General features: G+C 71.9%; 8 protein-coding genes. 6 read left to right on the top strand and 2 right to left on the bottom strand.

The window, feature by feature from the left end; genetic code table 11:
• Positions 1–1,643 (top strand): PD-(D/E)XK nuclease family protein (locus tag GY24_RS10125; RefSeq protein ID WP_133161159.1); only part of this gene is annotated, 1,643 nt, incomplete at its 5' end.
• On the top strand, positions 1,640–5,017 hold the full coding sequence (locus tag GY24_RS10130) for an ATP-dependent DNA helicase (RefSeq protein WP_104475521.1): 3,378 nt from the start codon (positions 1,640–1,642) through the stop codon (positions 5,015–5,017). The genes GY24_RS10125 and GY24_RS10130, both read left to right, overlap by 4 nt.
• 317 nt (positions 5,018–5,334) lie before the next feature.
• On the opposite strand, the gene GY24_RS10135 is transcribed toward GY24_RS10130, so the two are convergent.
• Positions 5,335–6,543, bottom strand: a complete 1,209-nt coding sequence (locus tag GY24_RS10135; protein ID WP_104475522.1) for a phosphotransferase — start codon at positions 6,541–6,543, stop codon at positions 5,335–5,337.
• Between the two features lie 88 nt (positions 6,544–6,631).
• On the opposite strand from GY24_RS10135, the gene nudC reads away from it, so the two are divergent.
• On the top strand, positions 6,632–7,573 hold the full coding sequence (nudC, locus tag GY24_RS10140; protein ID WP_233279304.1) for an NAD(+) diphosphatase: 942 nt from the start codon (positions 6,632–6,634) through the stop codon (positions 7,571–7,573).
• Positions 7,570–9,309, top strand: coding sequence for an ATP-dependent helicase (locus tag GY24_RS10145; protein WP_104475524.1), 1,740 nt, complete (start codon positions 7,570–7,572; stop codon positions 9,307–9,309). Before nudC ends, GY24_RS10145 begins: the two co-directional genes overlap by 4 nt.
• Before the next feature lie 968 nt (positions 9,310–10,277).
• On the opposite strand, the gene GY24_RS10150 is transcribed toward GY24_RS10145, so the two are convergent.
• Positions 10,278–11,609, bottom strand: coding sequence for a zinc-dependent metalloprotease (locus GY24_RS10150; RefSeq protein WP_104475542.1), 1,332 nt, complete (start codon positions 11,607–11,609; stop codon positions 10,278–10,280).
• A 200-nt stretch (positions 11,610–11,809) separates the two neighbouring features.
• On the opposite strand from GY24_RS10150, the gene GY24_RS10155 reads away from it, so the two are divergent.
• Positions 11,810–12,955: a YlbL family protein gene (locus tag GY24_RS10155; RefSeq protein ID WP_233279305.1), complete on the top strand. Its 1,146-nt coding sequence runs from the start codon at positions 11,810–11,812 to the stop codon at positions 12,953–12,955.
• 64 nt (positions 12,956–13,019) lie between these two features.
• Positions 13,020–15,959 (top strand): UPF0182 family membrane protein, encoded by a 2,940-nt coding sequence (locus GY24_RS10160; protein WP_104475526.1) that lies wholly within the window; start codon positions 13,020–13,022, stop codon positions 15,957–15,959.
• Positions 15,960–16,364: the final 405 nt, after the last annotated feature.

Below are 16,364 nucleotides of genomic sequence, written 5' to 3' on the forward strand. Positions count from 1 at the left end.
CGATCGACTCCGGGCCGGCCGCGCGGGCCGGGCGAGCCGCCGCGAACGTGGCGGAGGCCGCACGCGTCGCCGCAGCCGGCGGCTCGATCGAGGAGGTGCTCTGGCAGCTCTGGCAGGGCGCCGGCCTCGGCACGGAGTGGGGCAAGCAGGCCAGGGGCACCGGCGTGCTCGCCGACGAGGCGAACCGCGCGCTCGACGGCGCCGTCGCGCTGTTCGCCGCCGCCCAGCGTTTCGTCGAGCGCACCCCGGAGCTTCCGCCCGCGCAGTTCATCGCCGACGTGCTGGCCAGCGACCTGCCGGAGGACTCCCTCGCCCCGCAGAGCGAGGGCGACGCCGTGCTGATCTGCACGCCGCCCGGGGTCGTCGGGCAGGACTTCGACGTCGTCGTGCTGGCCGGCCTGCAAGAGGGCGTCTGGCCGAACCTCAAACCGCGCGGCTCCCTGCTGCACCCGGAGCTCGTGGAAGACCTCGCCGGCCTCGGCGACGAGCCGGCCGCAGCCGGGGTGAACGACGAGCGGGCGGCCGTCCGCAGCGACGAGCTGCGCATGTTCGCCCTGGCCGCCTCCCGGGCGCACCGCCAGCTCGTGCTCAGCTGCACCAGCAACGACGACGAGCAGCCGAGCACGTTCATGGGCTTCGTGCCCGATCTGACGCCGCTGCACCGCGGGCGCCCGCTGCACCTGCGCGGGCTCGTCGGGAGCCTGCGCCGCGAGCTCGTCGAGCGGGGAACGCCCGCCGCGGCATCTGCCCTGGCCCTGCTGGCCAGCGAGGAGATCCCCGGCGCACACCCGGCGAGCTGGTACGGGATGCGCCCGCCCTCGACGCTGGAACCGCTCGTCGACCTGGACGAGGAGGGCGCCGTCGTCGCGGTGTCGCCCTCGCAGATCGAGAAGGCCGAGAAGTCGGCGCTGGCCTGGTTCGTCGACACCGTCGCGGCCAGCCCGGGCGGGCTCGCCGCCTCCATCGGCACCATCGTGCACGCCGTGATGGAGACGGCGAGCACGAAGCCGGACGCCGACCTCAGCGTGGACGGGCTCTGGGCCGAGGCCGCGGAGCGCTGGAAGCAGCTGCGCTTCGAGGCGCCGTGGCTGGCCGAGCGCGAGAAGCGGGGCGCGGAGCGCCTGCTCGGCGGCCTGAGCGAGTACCTCGGCGACTTCGCCGACGACGGCAAGACGCTGCTGCAGGCGGAGGGCCGCTTCACGGTCGACTTCGAACACGTCAGCCTGCACGGCAGCGTCGACCGGGTCGAGCGCACCGCCGACGGCACCACGGTCATCGTCGACCTCAAGACGGGGTCGCGGATGCCGACGCAATCCGGCATGGCCGAGCACCCGCAGTTGGCCGCCTACCAGCTCGGGATGGCCAGCGGGGCGATCCCCACCGGCACCGGCGAGGGCGATGAGGGCACGGTCGGCGGCGCGAAGCTGGTCTTCGTGTCCTCCGGCGTGCGCGGCAAGAGTTACAGCGAGAGGACCCAACAGCCCATGGACGAGGCGGCGCTCGAGGCGTTCCGGCAACGACTGCTCACGGTCTCCCGCGCGATCTCCGGCGCCAGTTTCGCCGGGCCGCTGCAGCTGGACTTCAACGACCCGCTGGCCCGCTGGGAGTACCGCATCCACCTGGTGCCGGCGGTGTCCGCATGAGCGGCGCGATCGACGCCGTGCTCGAACCCGTGCTCCCGGCGAACGCCGACGCCACCCCCGGCGCGGGTATCGGCGCGGCCGCGCTGGCCCAGGCGCTCGAGCTGCCGCCGCCCACGCCCGAGCAGATCGCCGTCATCGAGGCGCCGCCCGGCGGGCAGGCCATCGTCGTCGCCGGGGCCGGCAGCGGCAAGACCGAGACCATGGCCAACCGGGTCGTCTGGCTGCTCGCCAACGGCCACGCCGCGGTGCCGGAGGTGCTCGGCCTCACCTTCACGCGCAAGGCGGCGGGGGAGCTGGCGGTGCGCATCCGAGAACGGGTGGAGCAGCTCGTGCAGGCCGGCATCGCCGACGTCAGCATCGACATCTTCGAGGCGGCATCCGTGTCGACCTACAACTCCTTCGCCAGCGCCATCTACCGCGAGAACGCGATGCTGATCGGCCGGGAGCCCGACGCGGTCGTGCTCGGCGAGGCCTCCGCCTGGCAGCTGGCCCGGCAGGTGGTCAGCGACACCGCCGACCCCCGGCTGGTCGAGATCGACAAGCGGCTCGACGCCGTCACAGGCGGCGTGCTCAGCCTGAGCCGGGCGCTCGCCGAGAACGTCGTCGACGTGCGCGACGTGCAGGCCATGGTGCGCGACTTCACCGGCATGGCCGACCTGCCGATCGGTGGCACGGGGCGCAAGAAGACGCCGCACGCCAGCTTCACCGGCGCGCTCGAGGCGGTGGGCTCGCTGCCGCCGCTGCTCGAGCTGGCCGAGCGCTTCCAGGCCGAGAAGCGCCGCCGCGGCTACGTCGAGTTCTCGGACCAGGTCGCCCTCGCCCTCGAAGTCTGCGAGCGCAATCCGGCGGTCACCGCCGGCTACCGCGAGAGGTACAAGGCCGTGCTGCTCGACGAGTACCAGGACACCAGCGTCGTGCAGACTCGCCTGCTGGCCGCCCTCTTCGGCGGGCACGGCGTCATGGCCGTCGGCGATCCCGACCAGTCGATCTACGGATGGCGCGGCGCCAGTGCCGCGAACCTGGCCCGTTTCTCGCGCGACTTCCGCGGGGCTGGCCCCCAGGCAGACGGATCGGCGGCGCCGGAGGCGGAGCGCTTCGAGCTCTCGATCAGCTGGCGCAACCCGCGCGCGGTGCTGGCCGCCGCGAACGAGATCGTGCGGCCGTTCACCGAGCAGACGGGGGAGGCGGGGGAAGCCCCGCCGAAGAGCCCGCTCACGGCGCCGAGCTTCGCCTCCGACGGCCTGCTCGACGTCAGCTTCACCGAGACCGTCGAGGACGAGGCCGCCGCCGTGGCCGAGTGGTTCGCCCAGCGGCTGGGCCCGGGGGCGGCCAAACCGGACGGCTCGAAGCGCTCCGCGGCCATGCTCTGCCGCAGCCTCGGCAAGGTCACCGTGTTCACCGAGGCGCTCCGCGCACGCGGGGTGCCGTTCCACGTGCTCGGCCTGGCCGGGCTGCTGGACCAGCCCGTCATCGTCGACCTCGTGTCGGCGCTGCGCGTGCTGCACGACCCCAGCCGCGGCTCCGAGCTGCTGCGCGTGCTGGCCGGCGCACGCTGGAACATCGGCCCGAAAGACCTGCACGCGCTCGGCAAGCTGGCCGGCGAGCTGGCCGCCCGCGACCACAGTCTGGCCAAGCTCAGCGACGAGGTGCGCGCGCGGCTGCGCGGCAGCGTCGCCGACGACGAGGGCCGCTCGATCGTGGACGCGCTCGACTTCCTGGTCTCCGCCCGCGACGGCCACGGTCTGGTGCGCGGCTTCAGCGAGGTCGGGCTGCAGCGGCTGAAGGAGGCGGGCGATCAGCTGATCGCGCTCCGCCGCCGCGCCGGCCTGGAACTGCTCGACCTCGTCACCCTGGTGCAGCAGGAGCTGCTGCTGGACATCGAGGTCGCCGCCAACGGCATCCGCCCGCTCGGCGCCGCCAGCCTGGAGGCCTTCGACGAGCTGGTCAGCGGCTTCCTCTCCGCGAGCGAGCACAGCACGCTCGGCGCCTTCCTCGGCTGGCTGGAGGAGGCAGAGCAGCGGGACCGGCTGGCCCCGCGGCAGGAGGAGCCGGAGCCCGGCACCGTGCAGATCCTCACCATCCACGGCTCCAAGGGGCTGGAATGGGATGTCGTCGCCGTTCCCCGCATGGTGGTGGACGAGATGCCCGGCAAGCCGCGCAGCACCCTCGGCTGGCTCGCCTTCGCCGAGCTGCCGTTCGAGTTCAAGGGCGACGCCGCCGAGCTGCCAGAGCTGGCCTGGCGCGGCGTGCACGACCAGGCCCAGTTCGACGAGTCCGTGACCGACTTCAAGGAGCAGAACGCGGCCCACTACGCGGCGGAGCAGCGCCGGCTGGCGTACGTGGCCGTGACCCGCACCAAGAGCGACCTGCTGCTCAGCGGCTCCTGGTGGTGGAGCCAGAAGGGCGCACGCGGGCCGAGCATGTTCCTGCGCGAGCTCGCCGTCGCCGGCCTGATCAACCCGGAGCTGCTGCCCGGCTCCCCGCAGGAGGCCGAGAACCCGCGCTCCGAGAACAGCGTGCCGCCCGAGTGGCCGCTGCACCCGCTCGGCGTGCGCGGGGCCGCCGTGCTGCAGGCCGCGAGCCTCACCCAGGGCGCGATCGACAGCGGGGCCGGCGCGCCCATCCCCGAGCGACTGCGGGCCGAGATCGACGCGCTGCTCGAGGAGCGGCGGCGTCGGATGCAGGGGCGGGCGGCGCTCGCGCTGCCGACACGCATCCCGGCCTCCCGGTTCAAGGACTTCATCGACGACCCGTCCGCCGTCGCCGAGCAGCTGCGCCGCCCCATGCCGCAGCGACCGTACCGGGCGACCCGGCTCGGCACGCTCTTCCACAGCTGGGTCGAGCAGCGCTCCAACACGGTCGCCAGCGGGGACCGGGTCGACGCCGGGCTGTTCGAGCTGGAGGGTTTCGACGTCGACAGCTTCGACGCTGACAGCGTCGCCGCCGACAGCCTCGCCGTGGGCCAGGGCGGCGCCGACTTGGGCGATACGGAGGCCGAGCAGTTCGCCCGGCTGCGCGCCACCTTCGAGGCGTCGCCCTGGGCCGGACTCGCCCCGGAGGACGTCGAGGTGGAGATCCACCTCGTGCTCGATGCGCAGGTGTTCATCTGCAAGCTGGATGCCGTCTACCGCACAGAGCGGGGCTACCAGATCGTGGACTGGAAGACGGGCAAGGCGCCGAGGAACGCGGCCGACCTCGCGCTCAAGCAGACCCAGCTGGCGCTCTACCGCCTCGCCTACTCGCGGTGGAAGGGCGTGCCGGTGGAGCAGATCGACGCCGTGTTCTACTTCGTCGCCGACGACACCGTCATCGCGCCGGAGCACCTCGCCGGCGAGGAGGAGCTGCTCGCGCTCTGGGCCGGCGTCACCGCGTAGCCCGGCCCGGCAGCGGTGCGCTGACCGCACCTGACGATCGCGCGTGCTGATCGCGCGTGCTGATCGCACCTGCTGATCGCGCCGGGCGAACGTGCCTGCTGATCGCGGCGGGCGGTTGCGCTCGCGGCCCTCGTTCTGTCTCGCGGCCCCCGCTATACCGAGGGCCGCGAGACACAACAGGGGCCGCGAGAGCGCGCGCTGCTCGCGTGCGGCCTCGGCGGTCGCACGTGCAGGCCGGCGACGCGGCAGCTCGTCGGCGAAGGACCCGGGTCGGGCTTGCCGCCGACGGCTTGCCGCCGCCGGCTTGCCGCCGCCGGCTAGCGCCCGGGCAGCTCGATCGGGCCGGTGTCGAGGTCGTCAGAGACGGGCACAGAACCGGTGCCCGTGCCGGGCTCGCCCGTGGCCGACTCCGCCTCGTCAGCGGAGTCGAACGCGGTGCCGAACGCGGCGCCGTGCTCCGACTCCGACTCGAACGCGGACACGTCGTAGCTGTCGGTGTGCAGGGCGCCGTGGCCCTCCTGCGGTGTCGCGGAGGAGCGGGGCGTCTGCGCGAGCAGCTCCTCCACGTCGTCGACGGCGAGCACCGGGCCCACCGCCTGCGTCAGCGGGTTCATGCGCTGGCTGTGCACGCTCTCGACCAGGGCGTCGAGCATCTGCACGGCATCCTCGATGATCGCCTCGCTGCGCGTCGCCACGCCGTGCAGCAGCCAGCGGGCGAGCTCCAGCTCCGCGTAAAGCAGTGCGCGCTGGGTGAGCAGCCGGTCGATGCCGCCGCTGCGGGCCGCCGTGTACGCGGCGAGCGTCGTCTCACCGGCGTCGCCGGGGGCGGCGAGCACCCAGTGCAGGTCGCGGGCCGCATCGCCGACACACAGCTCGGACCAGCCGAGCACCGCCGAGACGGCGTACCCGTCGACGAGGAACGAGTCGGCGGCGAGCTTGCCGTTGATGACGGAGGGGGCGAACTGCCAGAGCGCGGCATCGTCGGTGGCCTGCTCCCAGCGCTGCAGCAGCGCGGCCGGCAGCTTGCCCGTCTCGGCCGCGCGCGCGATCAGCGCGGCGGTCGCGGCACGGGAATCCTCGGCGGTCTGCTGCGGCAGCCCGGCGTCGCCGATGAAGGCGGTCGGCAGCGAGTGCACAGCGGCGATCGAGCGGCCGATGGAGTGGGCGAGATCCGGGTTGTACTCGAGCATCGACGTGTCGGCTGGCATGCCGTCGAGGTAGCCGTAGACGATGGCGCGGGTGGGCCCGACGGGCGCCTGGCCGACGAAATCGGCGATGTGGAACGGCAGCCGGCTGCGCACGCCGGTGCTCAGCGCGCGCAGGGCGAGGAGGTCGGCGGATTGCTCTGTCTCGGCCGCCTGGTTGCGGGGCACCCGCACGATCAGCTCGATGCCGTCACGAAGGCTCAACACGGCCGCATCGAAATCGCCGGCCATCTGCCGGCTGTGGGTGCGCGTGGCGACCACGTCGAGCTCGGGCACGGCCGAGGTGGCCAACGCAGCTAAAGTGAGAGGGGATCTGGCCATGCCTCCAAGGTTAGGTCGAAAAGAGCCTCCTCGCCTACGCGCCACGCCCCTGACGGCGGCGCGGCGAGCCGTTCCGAAAGGGTCAACCGTGCTGACTGACGCGCTTCCGCTCGCCCGCCACCGGCTCGACCGCGACGCGACGGCCCGCGCCGACCCCGAGCTGGTGCGGCGACTGCGCGCCGACGCCGGCACCCGCGTGCTCGTGCTGAGCGCCGGCTCCGCGCTCCGTGCCCTGCAGATCGATGGCGCCGCGCCGGCACTGGCCTGGCTGAGCCCGGCCGAGCTCCCGGATGCCGCCGGCTGGCTCTATCTCGGGCGCGAGGCCGTCGCAGGCAGCGTGACCGCGCAGCCGCTGCTGGCCGCCCTCCTCACCGTGGAGCAGGCCGAGGCGCTGCAGCCGGAGCGGCTGCGCTGGGCCGGGCTCCGCGCCCTGGCGCCCGTGCTCGGCGACGTCGAGAGCGCCCTGTTCACCGAGGCCATCGCCGTGGCGAACTGGCATGACTCGCACGGCTTCTGCCCGCGCTGCGGCACCGCGACCGTGGTGGAGCAGGCCGGCTGGGTGCGGCGCTGCCCGGCCGAGAACACCGAGGTTTTCCCGCGCACCGACGCCGCCGTGATCGTGCGCATCACCGACGCCGAGGACCGCATCCTGCTCGGCTCCAACGCGCTCTGGGAGCAGAACCGCTTCTCGCTGCTGGCCGGCTTCGTCGAGCCGGGGGAGTCGCTGGAGGACGCCGTGCGCCGCGAGGTGCTCGAGGAGTCCGGCCTGCGCGTCGCGGACCCTCGCTACCTCGGCTCCCAGCCGTGGCCGTTCCCCGCCTCGCTGATGCTGGGCTTCGCCGCGACCCTCGCGGCCGGGCAGAGCCCGCAGGGCACCATCCCGGACGGCGAGGAGATCATCGAGCTGCGCTGGTTCAGCCGCGCCGAGCTCCGGGCGGCCGGCGACGACATCCTGTTGCCCGGCCCGATCTCCATCGCCGGCGCGATCATCCGCGAGTGGCTGGAGAACCCGGAGCCCGTGACGCCGTGATCCCTTCCGCAGACGCCCTGCTCGCGGGGCTGGACGAGCAGCAGCGCGTCGCCGCCGAGGCCCTCGTCGGCCCCGTCTGCATGCTCGCCGGCGCCGGCACCGGCAAGACGCGCGCCATCACCCACCGCATCGCGTACGGCGTGGCCACCGGGGCCTACACGACGAGCCGCGTGATGGCGCTCACCTTCACCACGCGTGCCGCCGCCGAACTCCGCGGCCGGCTGCGCGAGCTCGGTGCGGGTGGGGTCGCCGCGCGCACCTTCCACTCCGCGGCGCTCTCCCAGCTGAACTTCTTCTGGCCACAGGTGGTCGGCGGTCAGACCCCGAGCCTGCTCGACGGCAAGGCGCGGCTGCTCGGCCACGTCGCCGAACGGCTGAAGCTCAAGCTCGACACCGCGACTCTGCGCGACGTCGCGGGCGAGATCGAGTGGCGCAAGGTCTCCGGGATCGGCTTCGACGCCTACGCCCGCTCGCTCGAGGAGCGCGGCCTCCCCGGCCGGCTCACCGCCGAGCAGGCCGTGGAGCTGCAGCAGGGCTACGAGAAGCTGAAGGACGAGCGGCACCAGATCGACTTCGAAGACGTTCTGCTCACCGTGGCCGGCATGATCGAGCAGGAGCCCTCCGTCGCCATGCAGGTGCGCGAGCAGTACCGCTTCTTCGTCGTCGACGAGTACCAGGACGTCTCGCCGCTGCAACACCAGCTGCTCAACCTCTGGCTGGGAGGCCGGCACGAGATCTGCGTCGTCGGCGACGCCAGCCAGACCATCTACTCCTTTGCCGGCGCGCGGGCCGAGTACCTGCTCGAGTTCCCCAGCCGGCATCCGGACGCCACGGTGGTGCGCCTCGAGCAGAACTACCGCTCGACGCAGACCATCATCGACGCCGCCAACCGGCTGATGCGCGGCCGGGCCGGCGCGCTCATGCTGCACGCCGCCGCGAGCGAGGCGCCCTCCAAGGCCCCGATCACGGTCACCGCCCACCCGAACGACATGGCCGAGGCGCGCGGCGTGGCCCAGAAGATCCTCGAGCTTATCGCCGCCGGCGCGCGCCCGGAGGACGTCGCCGTCCTGTACCGCATCAACGTGCAGGCGGCCGCGCTGGAGACCGCGCTCACCGAGGCGGGCATCAGCTACCAGATCCGCGGCTCCAAGCGCTTCTTCGAGCTGCCAGAGGTCAAGCAGGCCGTCATGTCGCTGCGCGCGGCGTCGGTGTCGATCTCGGGGGAGCCGCTGTTCAAATCCGTCAGCGACGTGATGCGCGGCCTCGGCTGGAGCCAGAGCCCGCCGGAGACGCGCGGCGCCGTGCGCGAGCGCTGGGAGTCGTTGAACGCCCTGATGGGGCTCGTCGACCAGGCGGCTCCCGGCACCACCTTCCGCGCCTTCACGGACGAGCTGATGGAGCGCCAGGCCAGCCAGCACGAGCCCACCGTCGCCGCCGTCACCCTCGCCACGCTGCACTCGGCGAAGGGCCTGGAGTGGGACAACGTCTACATCGTCGGGGCCAGCGAGGGGCTGGTGCCCATCAACTACGCGAAAACCCCGGAGCAGATCGACGAGGAGCGCCGGCTGCTCTACGTCGGCGTCACCCGGGCGCGGCTGCGCCTCGCCCTCAGCTGGGCGGAGACGGGTGCCGGGGCGCGTGCCCCGCGGGAGCGCTCCCGCTTCCTCGCCGAGATGGAGCGCCCGGCAGCCCCCGGCAGCCGCACTCCGGGTGCGGGGAGTGCAGCGCGGAGCTGATCCAGCCGTCCAGCCCGATGTGCACGGATGCCGCCGACCACGGTTCCGGCACGACGAGCGCGGCGCGCGCGCCCGAGCAGGCGAGGATCAGCCCGCAGGCCGTCGTCGCGGCCAGCCTGGAGGTCTGCTCCGTCGCCCCGGGCGCCCGCCGGTGCACCAGCTGGCTGGCCAGCGCCGGCCAGGCGGCATCCCGGTCGGTGCGCTCCAGGTCGAGGCAGAACAGGCAGGGCCCGGCGCCGGGCTGCACGAGCGGGCCGACCCGCACGCCGCTGTCGCCGAACACGATCGGCAGGTGTGCCACATCGGCGCGCAGCCAATGCCCGTACCGGGCGGGCGGCACGGCGTAGCGGGCGACCAGCACGACCAGCTCCGGTTCGCCGCCCCGGGGCGCTGAGCCCGCGAGCGGGTCGGCGAGCGAGGCGGTCACGCCGGCATCCAGCAGCGCGTCGAGCAACAGCTCGGCGCAGCGGCCCTCTCCATCGATGAGCACGCGCGGCACGCTCGGCCGGGGCCGGCCCAAGCCGTGCTGCAGCACCGGCTCGAGCCGGTCCAGCCGCGCCTGCAGCGCGGCGGCGTCCCCGCCGGAGCGTTTCGCGACGCCGAGAAGATCCTCCCGCTGCGCGCCCAAGCGGAGCGCAGCGACCAGCGCCTCATCCAGCGCGTCGACGACCTCCAGCACCAGCCGCGGGCTGTCCACGCCGAACTGCAGCGAGCTCGGGGAGCGCCACACCACCGGCAGTGCGGGGTCCAGTCGCAGGGTCATGCCGACAGCCTGCCCCATCTGGCCAGCGCGCGTCGGAAGTTATCCACAGGCGCGACGCGAAGCGTCGCGAAAGGCGGCAGCCCTCAATCAGGAAACCCCGAAAACCGCATGCGATGCTGGTGCGGTTTCGACAAGCTCAACCAGCGGGCTGCGCCAGCGGGCTGTGGCAACGGATTGCTCCATCGCCGCAGCCCCGAGCTGGGGCCTAGGCCGGCGGGTCGTTCGGGTCGAGCGGGCGCTCTGGGCCGTCGCCGCGCAGCAGCGCCTCGAGTGCCTGGTCGACCTCGTCCAGCTCCGGCTCGACGCCGGAGGCCTTCGCCACCAGGCGTGCCACCAGGCTCGCCGGGTCGTCGAGGTCGGCGGAGGTCGGCAGGATGTCGGGGTGTGCCCAGAGCGCGTCGCGGGCGTCGTTGCCGACGGCATCCGTCACGGCCTGCCACATGGCGGCCGCCTCGCGCTGGCGCCGGGGGCGCAGCTCGAGGCCGACGAGCGTGGCGAAGGCCGACTCGGCCGGGCCGCCCGCGGCGCGGCGGCGGCGCACCATCTCGGCGATCGAGATGCTGCCGGGCAGGCGGCCGGTCGCCTCGGCGGTGACGACGTTGACCCAGCCCTCGATGAGGGCGAGCATCGTCTCCAGCTGGGCAAGCGCGGCCAGCTGGGCCTCGCTCTTCGGCGGAATGAGCGAGCCGTCGACCATGGCCTGGCGCAGCTCCTCGGGGTTGGACGGGTCGAAGCCGGATGCCAGCTCCTCGAGCTTGCCGGCGTCCACGCTGATGCCCTGCGCGAACGACCGGATCGCGCTGATCAGGTGCAGGCGCAGCCAGCGGGCGTGCCGGAACAGGCGGGCGTGGGCGAGCTCGCGCACGGCGAGGTAGATCTGCACCTGGTCGGGGCCGACGTCCAGGCCCTCGGAGAAGGCCATCACGTTCTGCGGCAGCAGCGCGGCGTGCTGCTCGGCGAGCAGCGGGATGCCGATGTCCCCGCCGGAGATGACCTCGGTGGCGAGTTCGCCGACCACCTCGCCCAGCTGCATGGCGAACAGGGTGCCGCTCAGCGAGCGCATCATCGGCATGGCCTGGGCGAGCATGCCGCGCATCTCCTCCGGCAGCTGGTCGCCGAGCGCTCCGGTGAGGGTGTCGGCGATGCTGGTGGCGACGGGCTCGGCGAGCTGGGTCCACAGCGGTATGGACTGCGCGACCCACTGCCTGCGGGTGATCAGCGACGGCACCACGGTGATCTCGCTGATGGCGATGACCTCGTCGAGCCAGAGCGCGGCGATGTTGAACGCCTGGTCGAACTGGGCACGCTGCTCCGGCGTCACCTGCTCCTGCCCGGCCGCGGCCTTCTCCTCGGCCCGGCGCAGGGCGAGGTCCCAGTTGATGCCGTCGCCGGCGCTGCTCATGGCGCCGCGCAGCTGGTTCATCAGCGCGGCGATGCTCGCCGGGTCGTTCGGCAGGCCGGCCGCTCCCGCCAATTGGGCAGGATCGAAGGAGGCACCGCCGTCGGGGAAGTTGCCGGAGAGGATGTCTCGGAGCATCCTCTGCAGGTCATCGTCGGGGGTGTTGTCGTCGGGGCCCAGATTGTCACCGGGCTGGGCGTTGTCGGCCACTTCAGCCACCTCTCAGTCGCGTGCTTCTACGCTAGTGCGAGATCCTGCGGCTTCGTTGGGAAATACCCTAGGCTGGGGTGCTCCGCTGTCCGCCTGTCGCGAACACCGGGGAGTGAGAAGGGATGCCCGTGGCACTGTTCAGCGAAGGCCAACCGGGCACCGAGACCGGCGGCTCCCGCGCCGGGGCCACCCGCAGCCGCGAAGAGCGTCGTGTGCGCCGCGGCTGGTATTTTCTCGCCGTCGCGCTGGCCTGCGGCCTCGTTCTCGGCCTGGTTCCCTCTCCCTATGTGATCGAGAAGCCGGGTCCGGTCTTCGACACGCTCGGCACCGCCGAGCACGACGGCACCGAGCGCCCGCTCATCAACATCCCGGACGAGCCCACCTTCCCCACCGACGGCGAGCTGAACCTGCTCACCGTCTCGGTGGTCGGCAACAGGGAGACGCGGCCCAACTGGTTCGATGTGCTGGGCGCCTGGGCCAGCCCGGAGCAGGCGGTGCTGCCGCTGGACGCCGTCTTCCCGCCGAACGTGTCCACCGCCGACCGCGAGCAGGCGAACCAGGTGGCCATGGTCAACTCGCAGCAGGACGCCATCGCCGCGGCGCTGATCGAGCTCGACTACCCGGTGGAGCGCACGCTCGTCGTCAACTCCCTCTCGGTGAACTCGCCGGCCGAGGGCGTGCTGCAGCCCGACGACGAGATCGTCGCCGTCAACGGCGACCCAGCCGAGGACCTCGCGGATCTGCGGGCCACGGTGCAGCTGAACGGCGCAGAGAAGCCGGCATCCGTCACGATCGTGCGGGCGGGGCAGACCCTCGAGGTCGAGGTCACGCCGACCATGGTCGGCGACACCGCCGTGCTCGGCGTCAACATCGCCACCGACTACCAGTTCCCGATCGAGGTGCAGATCCAGCTCGACAACGTCGGCGGCCCGAGCGCCGGCATGATGTTCGCGCTCGGCATCATCGACAAGCTCACCCCGGGCCCGCTGACCGCCGGCAAGGACTGGGCGGGCACCGGCACCATCGACGCGGACGGCGTGGTCGGCCCCATCGGCGGCATCCGCCAGAAGATGTTCGGGGCAGTGGATGCAGGGGCGAAATGGTTCCTCGCGCCGCAGACGAACTGCAACGAGGTGGTCGGGCATGTGCCGGACGGCCTCACCGTGTTCGCCGTGGACACCCTCGACCAGGCGATGACCGCGATCGAGACTGTCAGCGACGGCGGGGACACCTCGCAGTTGCCCTCCTGCACACTCTCAGCTTCGGCTCCATAGGATAGAACCAGCACCACCAGAGTCTTTGCACTTCGAGACCCCACACACCGAGCATTGAGGCCACGTGACTTCCCCTGCAGCTGACGCACCCGCCCGCCCAAACCGAGCGCCGCTCGCCATCACAGTGGCCGTCGTGGCCGGACTCGTGATGGCGTTCTTCGCATTCGCCAGCCTCTACGCCGATGTGCTCTGGTTCGACCAGCTCGGCTTCCTGAACGTGTTGACCACGCAGTGGGTCGCCAGCACTGTGCTGTTCCTCATCGGCTTCGTCGCCATGGCGGTGCCGGTGTGGGTCGCGATCCAGATCGCCTACCGCTCGCGCCCGGTCTACGCCAAGCTGAACGCCCAGCTCGACCGCTACCAGCAGGTCATCGAGCCGCTGCGCCGCCTCGCCATGTACGGCGTGCCCGCGCTGCTCGGCCTGTTCGCCGGCGTCTCGGCCGCCTCGCGCTGGGAGACCACGCTCATGTGGCTCAACCGCACCCCGAGCGGCACCAAGGACCCGCAGTTCGGCCTCGACGTGTCGTTCTACCTCTTCGACCTGCCGTTCCTGCACTCGGTGCTCGGCTTCGCCTCCGCCGTGCTGCTGATCGCGCTCATCCTCTCCGCCGCCACCGCGTACCTCTATGGTGCGATCCGGGTGAGCGGCCGCGAGGTCATCATCTCCAAGGCCGCGCGCGTGCAGATCGCCGTGATGGCGGCGCTCTACCTGCTGCTGCAGGCCGCCAGCCTCTGGCTCGACCAGTACACCACCCTGACCGACAGCAGCGCCTACGTCATGTCCGGCGCCGGCTACACCGACGTCAACGCGACCATCCCGGGCCGTGCGATCCTCGCCGGTATCGCCGCCGTCGTCGCCATCCTGTTCCTCGTCACCGCGATCATGGGGCGCTGGCGCCTGCCGATCGTCGGAACCGTGCTGCTGATCATCTCCAGCCTGCTGATCGGCTCGCTCTACCCCTGGGTCGTGCAGCGCTTCCAGGTGGTCCCGAGCGCGAAGACGCTGGAGGCCCCGTATATTCAGCGCAACATCGACGAGACGCGGGCGGCCTTCGGCCTCTCCGGCGTCGAGGAGATCCCCTACAACGCGACCACCGAGGCCGAGCCCGGCGCCCTGCGCGCGGATGCCGAGACCACCGCGAACATCCGCATCCTCGACCCCGCGATCGTCAGCGACTCGTTCGAGCAGCTCGAGCAGTTCCGCCAGTACTACCAGTTCCCCGACCACCTCGACGTGGACCGCTACGACATCGACGGCAAGTCCCAGGACACCGTCGTCGCCGTGCGCGACCTGCGCCTGAGCGGTCTGAGCGACGCCCCGGACTGGGTCAACCGTACCCTCGTCTACACCCACGGCTACGGCATGGTGGCCGCGTACGGCAACCAGCGCTCCGCCGACGGCCAGCCGGTCTTCCTCGAGTCCGGCATCCCCAGCACCGGTGCGCTCGGCGAATTCGAGCCGCGCGTGTACTTCGGTGAGGACTCGCCCGCCTACTCGATCGTCGGCGCGCCCAAGGGTGCCAAGCCGGTCGAGCTGGACTACCCGGCCGGCGGCGACGGAACCGAGCAGACCTACACCAGCTTCGCCGGCGACGGCGGGCCCAAGCTCGACAACATCTTCAAGAAGCTGGTCTTCGCGCTGAAGTTCCAGAGCGAGCAGATCTTCCTCTCCGACTCGGTCACCGACTCGTCGCAGATCCTCTACGACCGCTCTCCGCTGGAGCGCGTGCAGAAGGTGGCGCCGTACCTCAAGCTCGACTCCGACCCGTACCCCTCGGTCATCGACGGCAAGATCGTCTGGATCGTTGACGGCTACACAACGAGCGCGGACTACCCGTACTCGACCAAGGTCGGCTGGAGCACAGCCATCAACGACGCGCAGACCGCGGCGCAGAGCTTCGCGCTCGACGACGTCAACTACGTGCGCAACTCGGTCAAGGCCACGGTCGACGCCTACGACGGCACCGTCACGCTCTACGCGTGGGACGACCAGGACCCGCTGCTGGCCACCTGGCAGAAGATCTTCCCGTCGACGGTGAAGCCGCTCAGCGACATCTCCGGCGAGCTGATGAGCCACGTGCGCTACCCGGCAGACCTGTTCAAGGTGCAGCGCGCCATCATGGGCCAGTACCACGTGACGGATGCCGGCTCGTTCTACTCGAGCGACGATGCCTGGACCACCCCGAAGGAGCCCACACTCCCCGCGGACAACAAGACGCTCCAGCCGCCGTACTACCTGACCATGCAGATGCCGGGGCAGAACTCGCCCGCCTTCTCGCTGTACTCCACGTTCATCCCCGACCAGAAGGGCGACAGCACGCGTGACGTGCTGACCGGCTACCTGGCCGTTGACGCGGATGCCGGCAACAAGGCCGGTGTGCGAGCCGATACCTATGGAAAGCTCCGCCTGCTGACGCTGCCGAACGACCGGATCCCCGGACCCGGCCAGGTGCAGAACTCGTTCGACTCCGACCCCGCCGTCTCGCAGGTGCTCAACCTGCTCAAGCAGGGCCAGTCGAAGGTGCGGAACGGCAACCTGCTGACGCTGCCCGTCGGTGGCGGTCTGCTCTACGTGCAGCCCGTGTACGTGCAGTCGACCGGTGGCACCAGCTTCCCGCTGCTGCAGAAGGTGCTGGTCGGCTTCGGCAACCAGATCGCCTTCGAGAACACCCTCGACGAGGCGCTGAACGTGCTCTTCGGCGGCGACTCCGGCGCCACTGCCGGCGACACCGCGACGCCGGGCGGAGGAGTCACCGTGACCCCGACGCCGGAGCCGACGACGCCGCCCACCGACGGCTCGACCACGCCGCCGACGACCGAGCCGACGACGCCGCCCACCAGCGGCACCGCCGACGAGCAGGCCAAGGCACTGCTCGAGGTCGCCAAGCAGGCGCTGCAGGACAAGCAGAAGGCCATGGCCGACGGTGACTGGGCCGCCTACGGCGCAGCCGACAAGAAGCTGGCCGACACGCTCTCCGCACTGATGCTGGTGCTCGGCGAGTAATACCCCGCACCACTGGCGCATCCCTCCCGGAGCTCACGCTCCGGGAGGGATGCGCTTTTTCGTGCCCTCGTGTCCTCGAGCCGTCGTGCCGCAGCGGCCGCTCCTCCGCCTCCCCGCGTCGGCCGAGCGCCCTGCCCCGCGTCGGCCGAGCGCCTTGCCCCGCGTCGGCTGAGCGATTCTCCCCACGTCGGCTGAGCGATTCTCCCCACGTCGGCTCGGCGCCTGACTCGCCCCACGTCGGCTGAGCGAGGAACGAGCGAAGCTCTGAAAGCCCGCGGACGCCGCAGCCGGCGGCATCCGCGGAGTGCACTCGGGAGGCAACAATGACCTAGGGAGGCCGTTTGGGCACCAGTTCGGCCTCCCGATCCGCCTTTGGCCTCCCCACACGCCCCCGCGGGGGAGCGG

It is taken from the genome of Microterricola pindariensis (assembly GCF_002936985.1).
Lineage (GTDB): Bacteria > Actinomycetota > Actinomycetes > Actinomycetales > Microbacteriaceae > Microterricola > Microterricola pindariensis.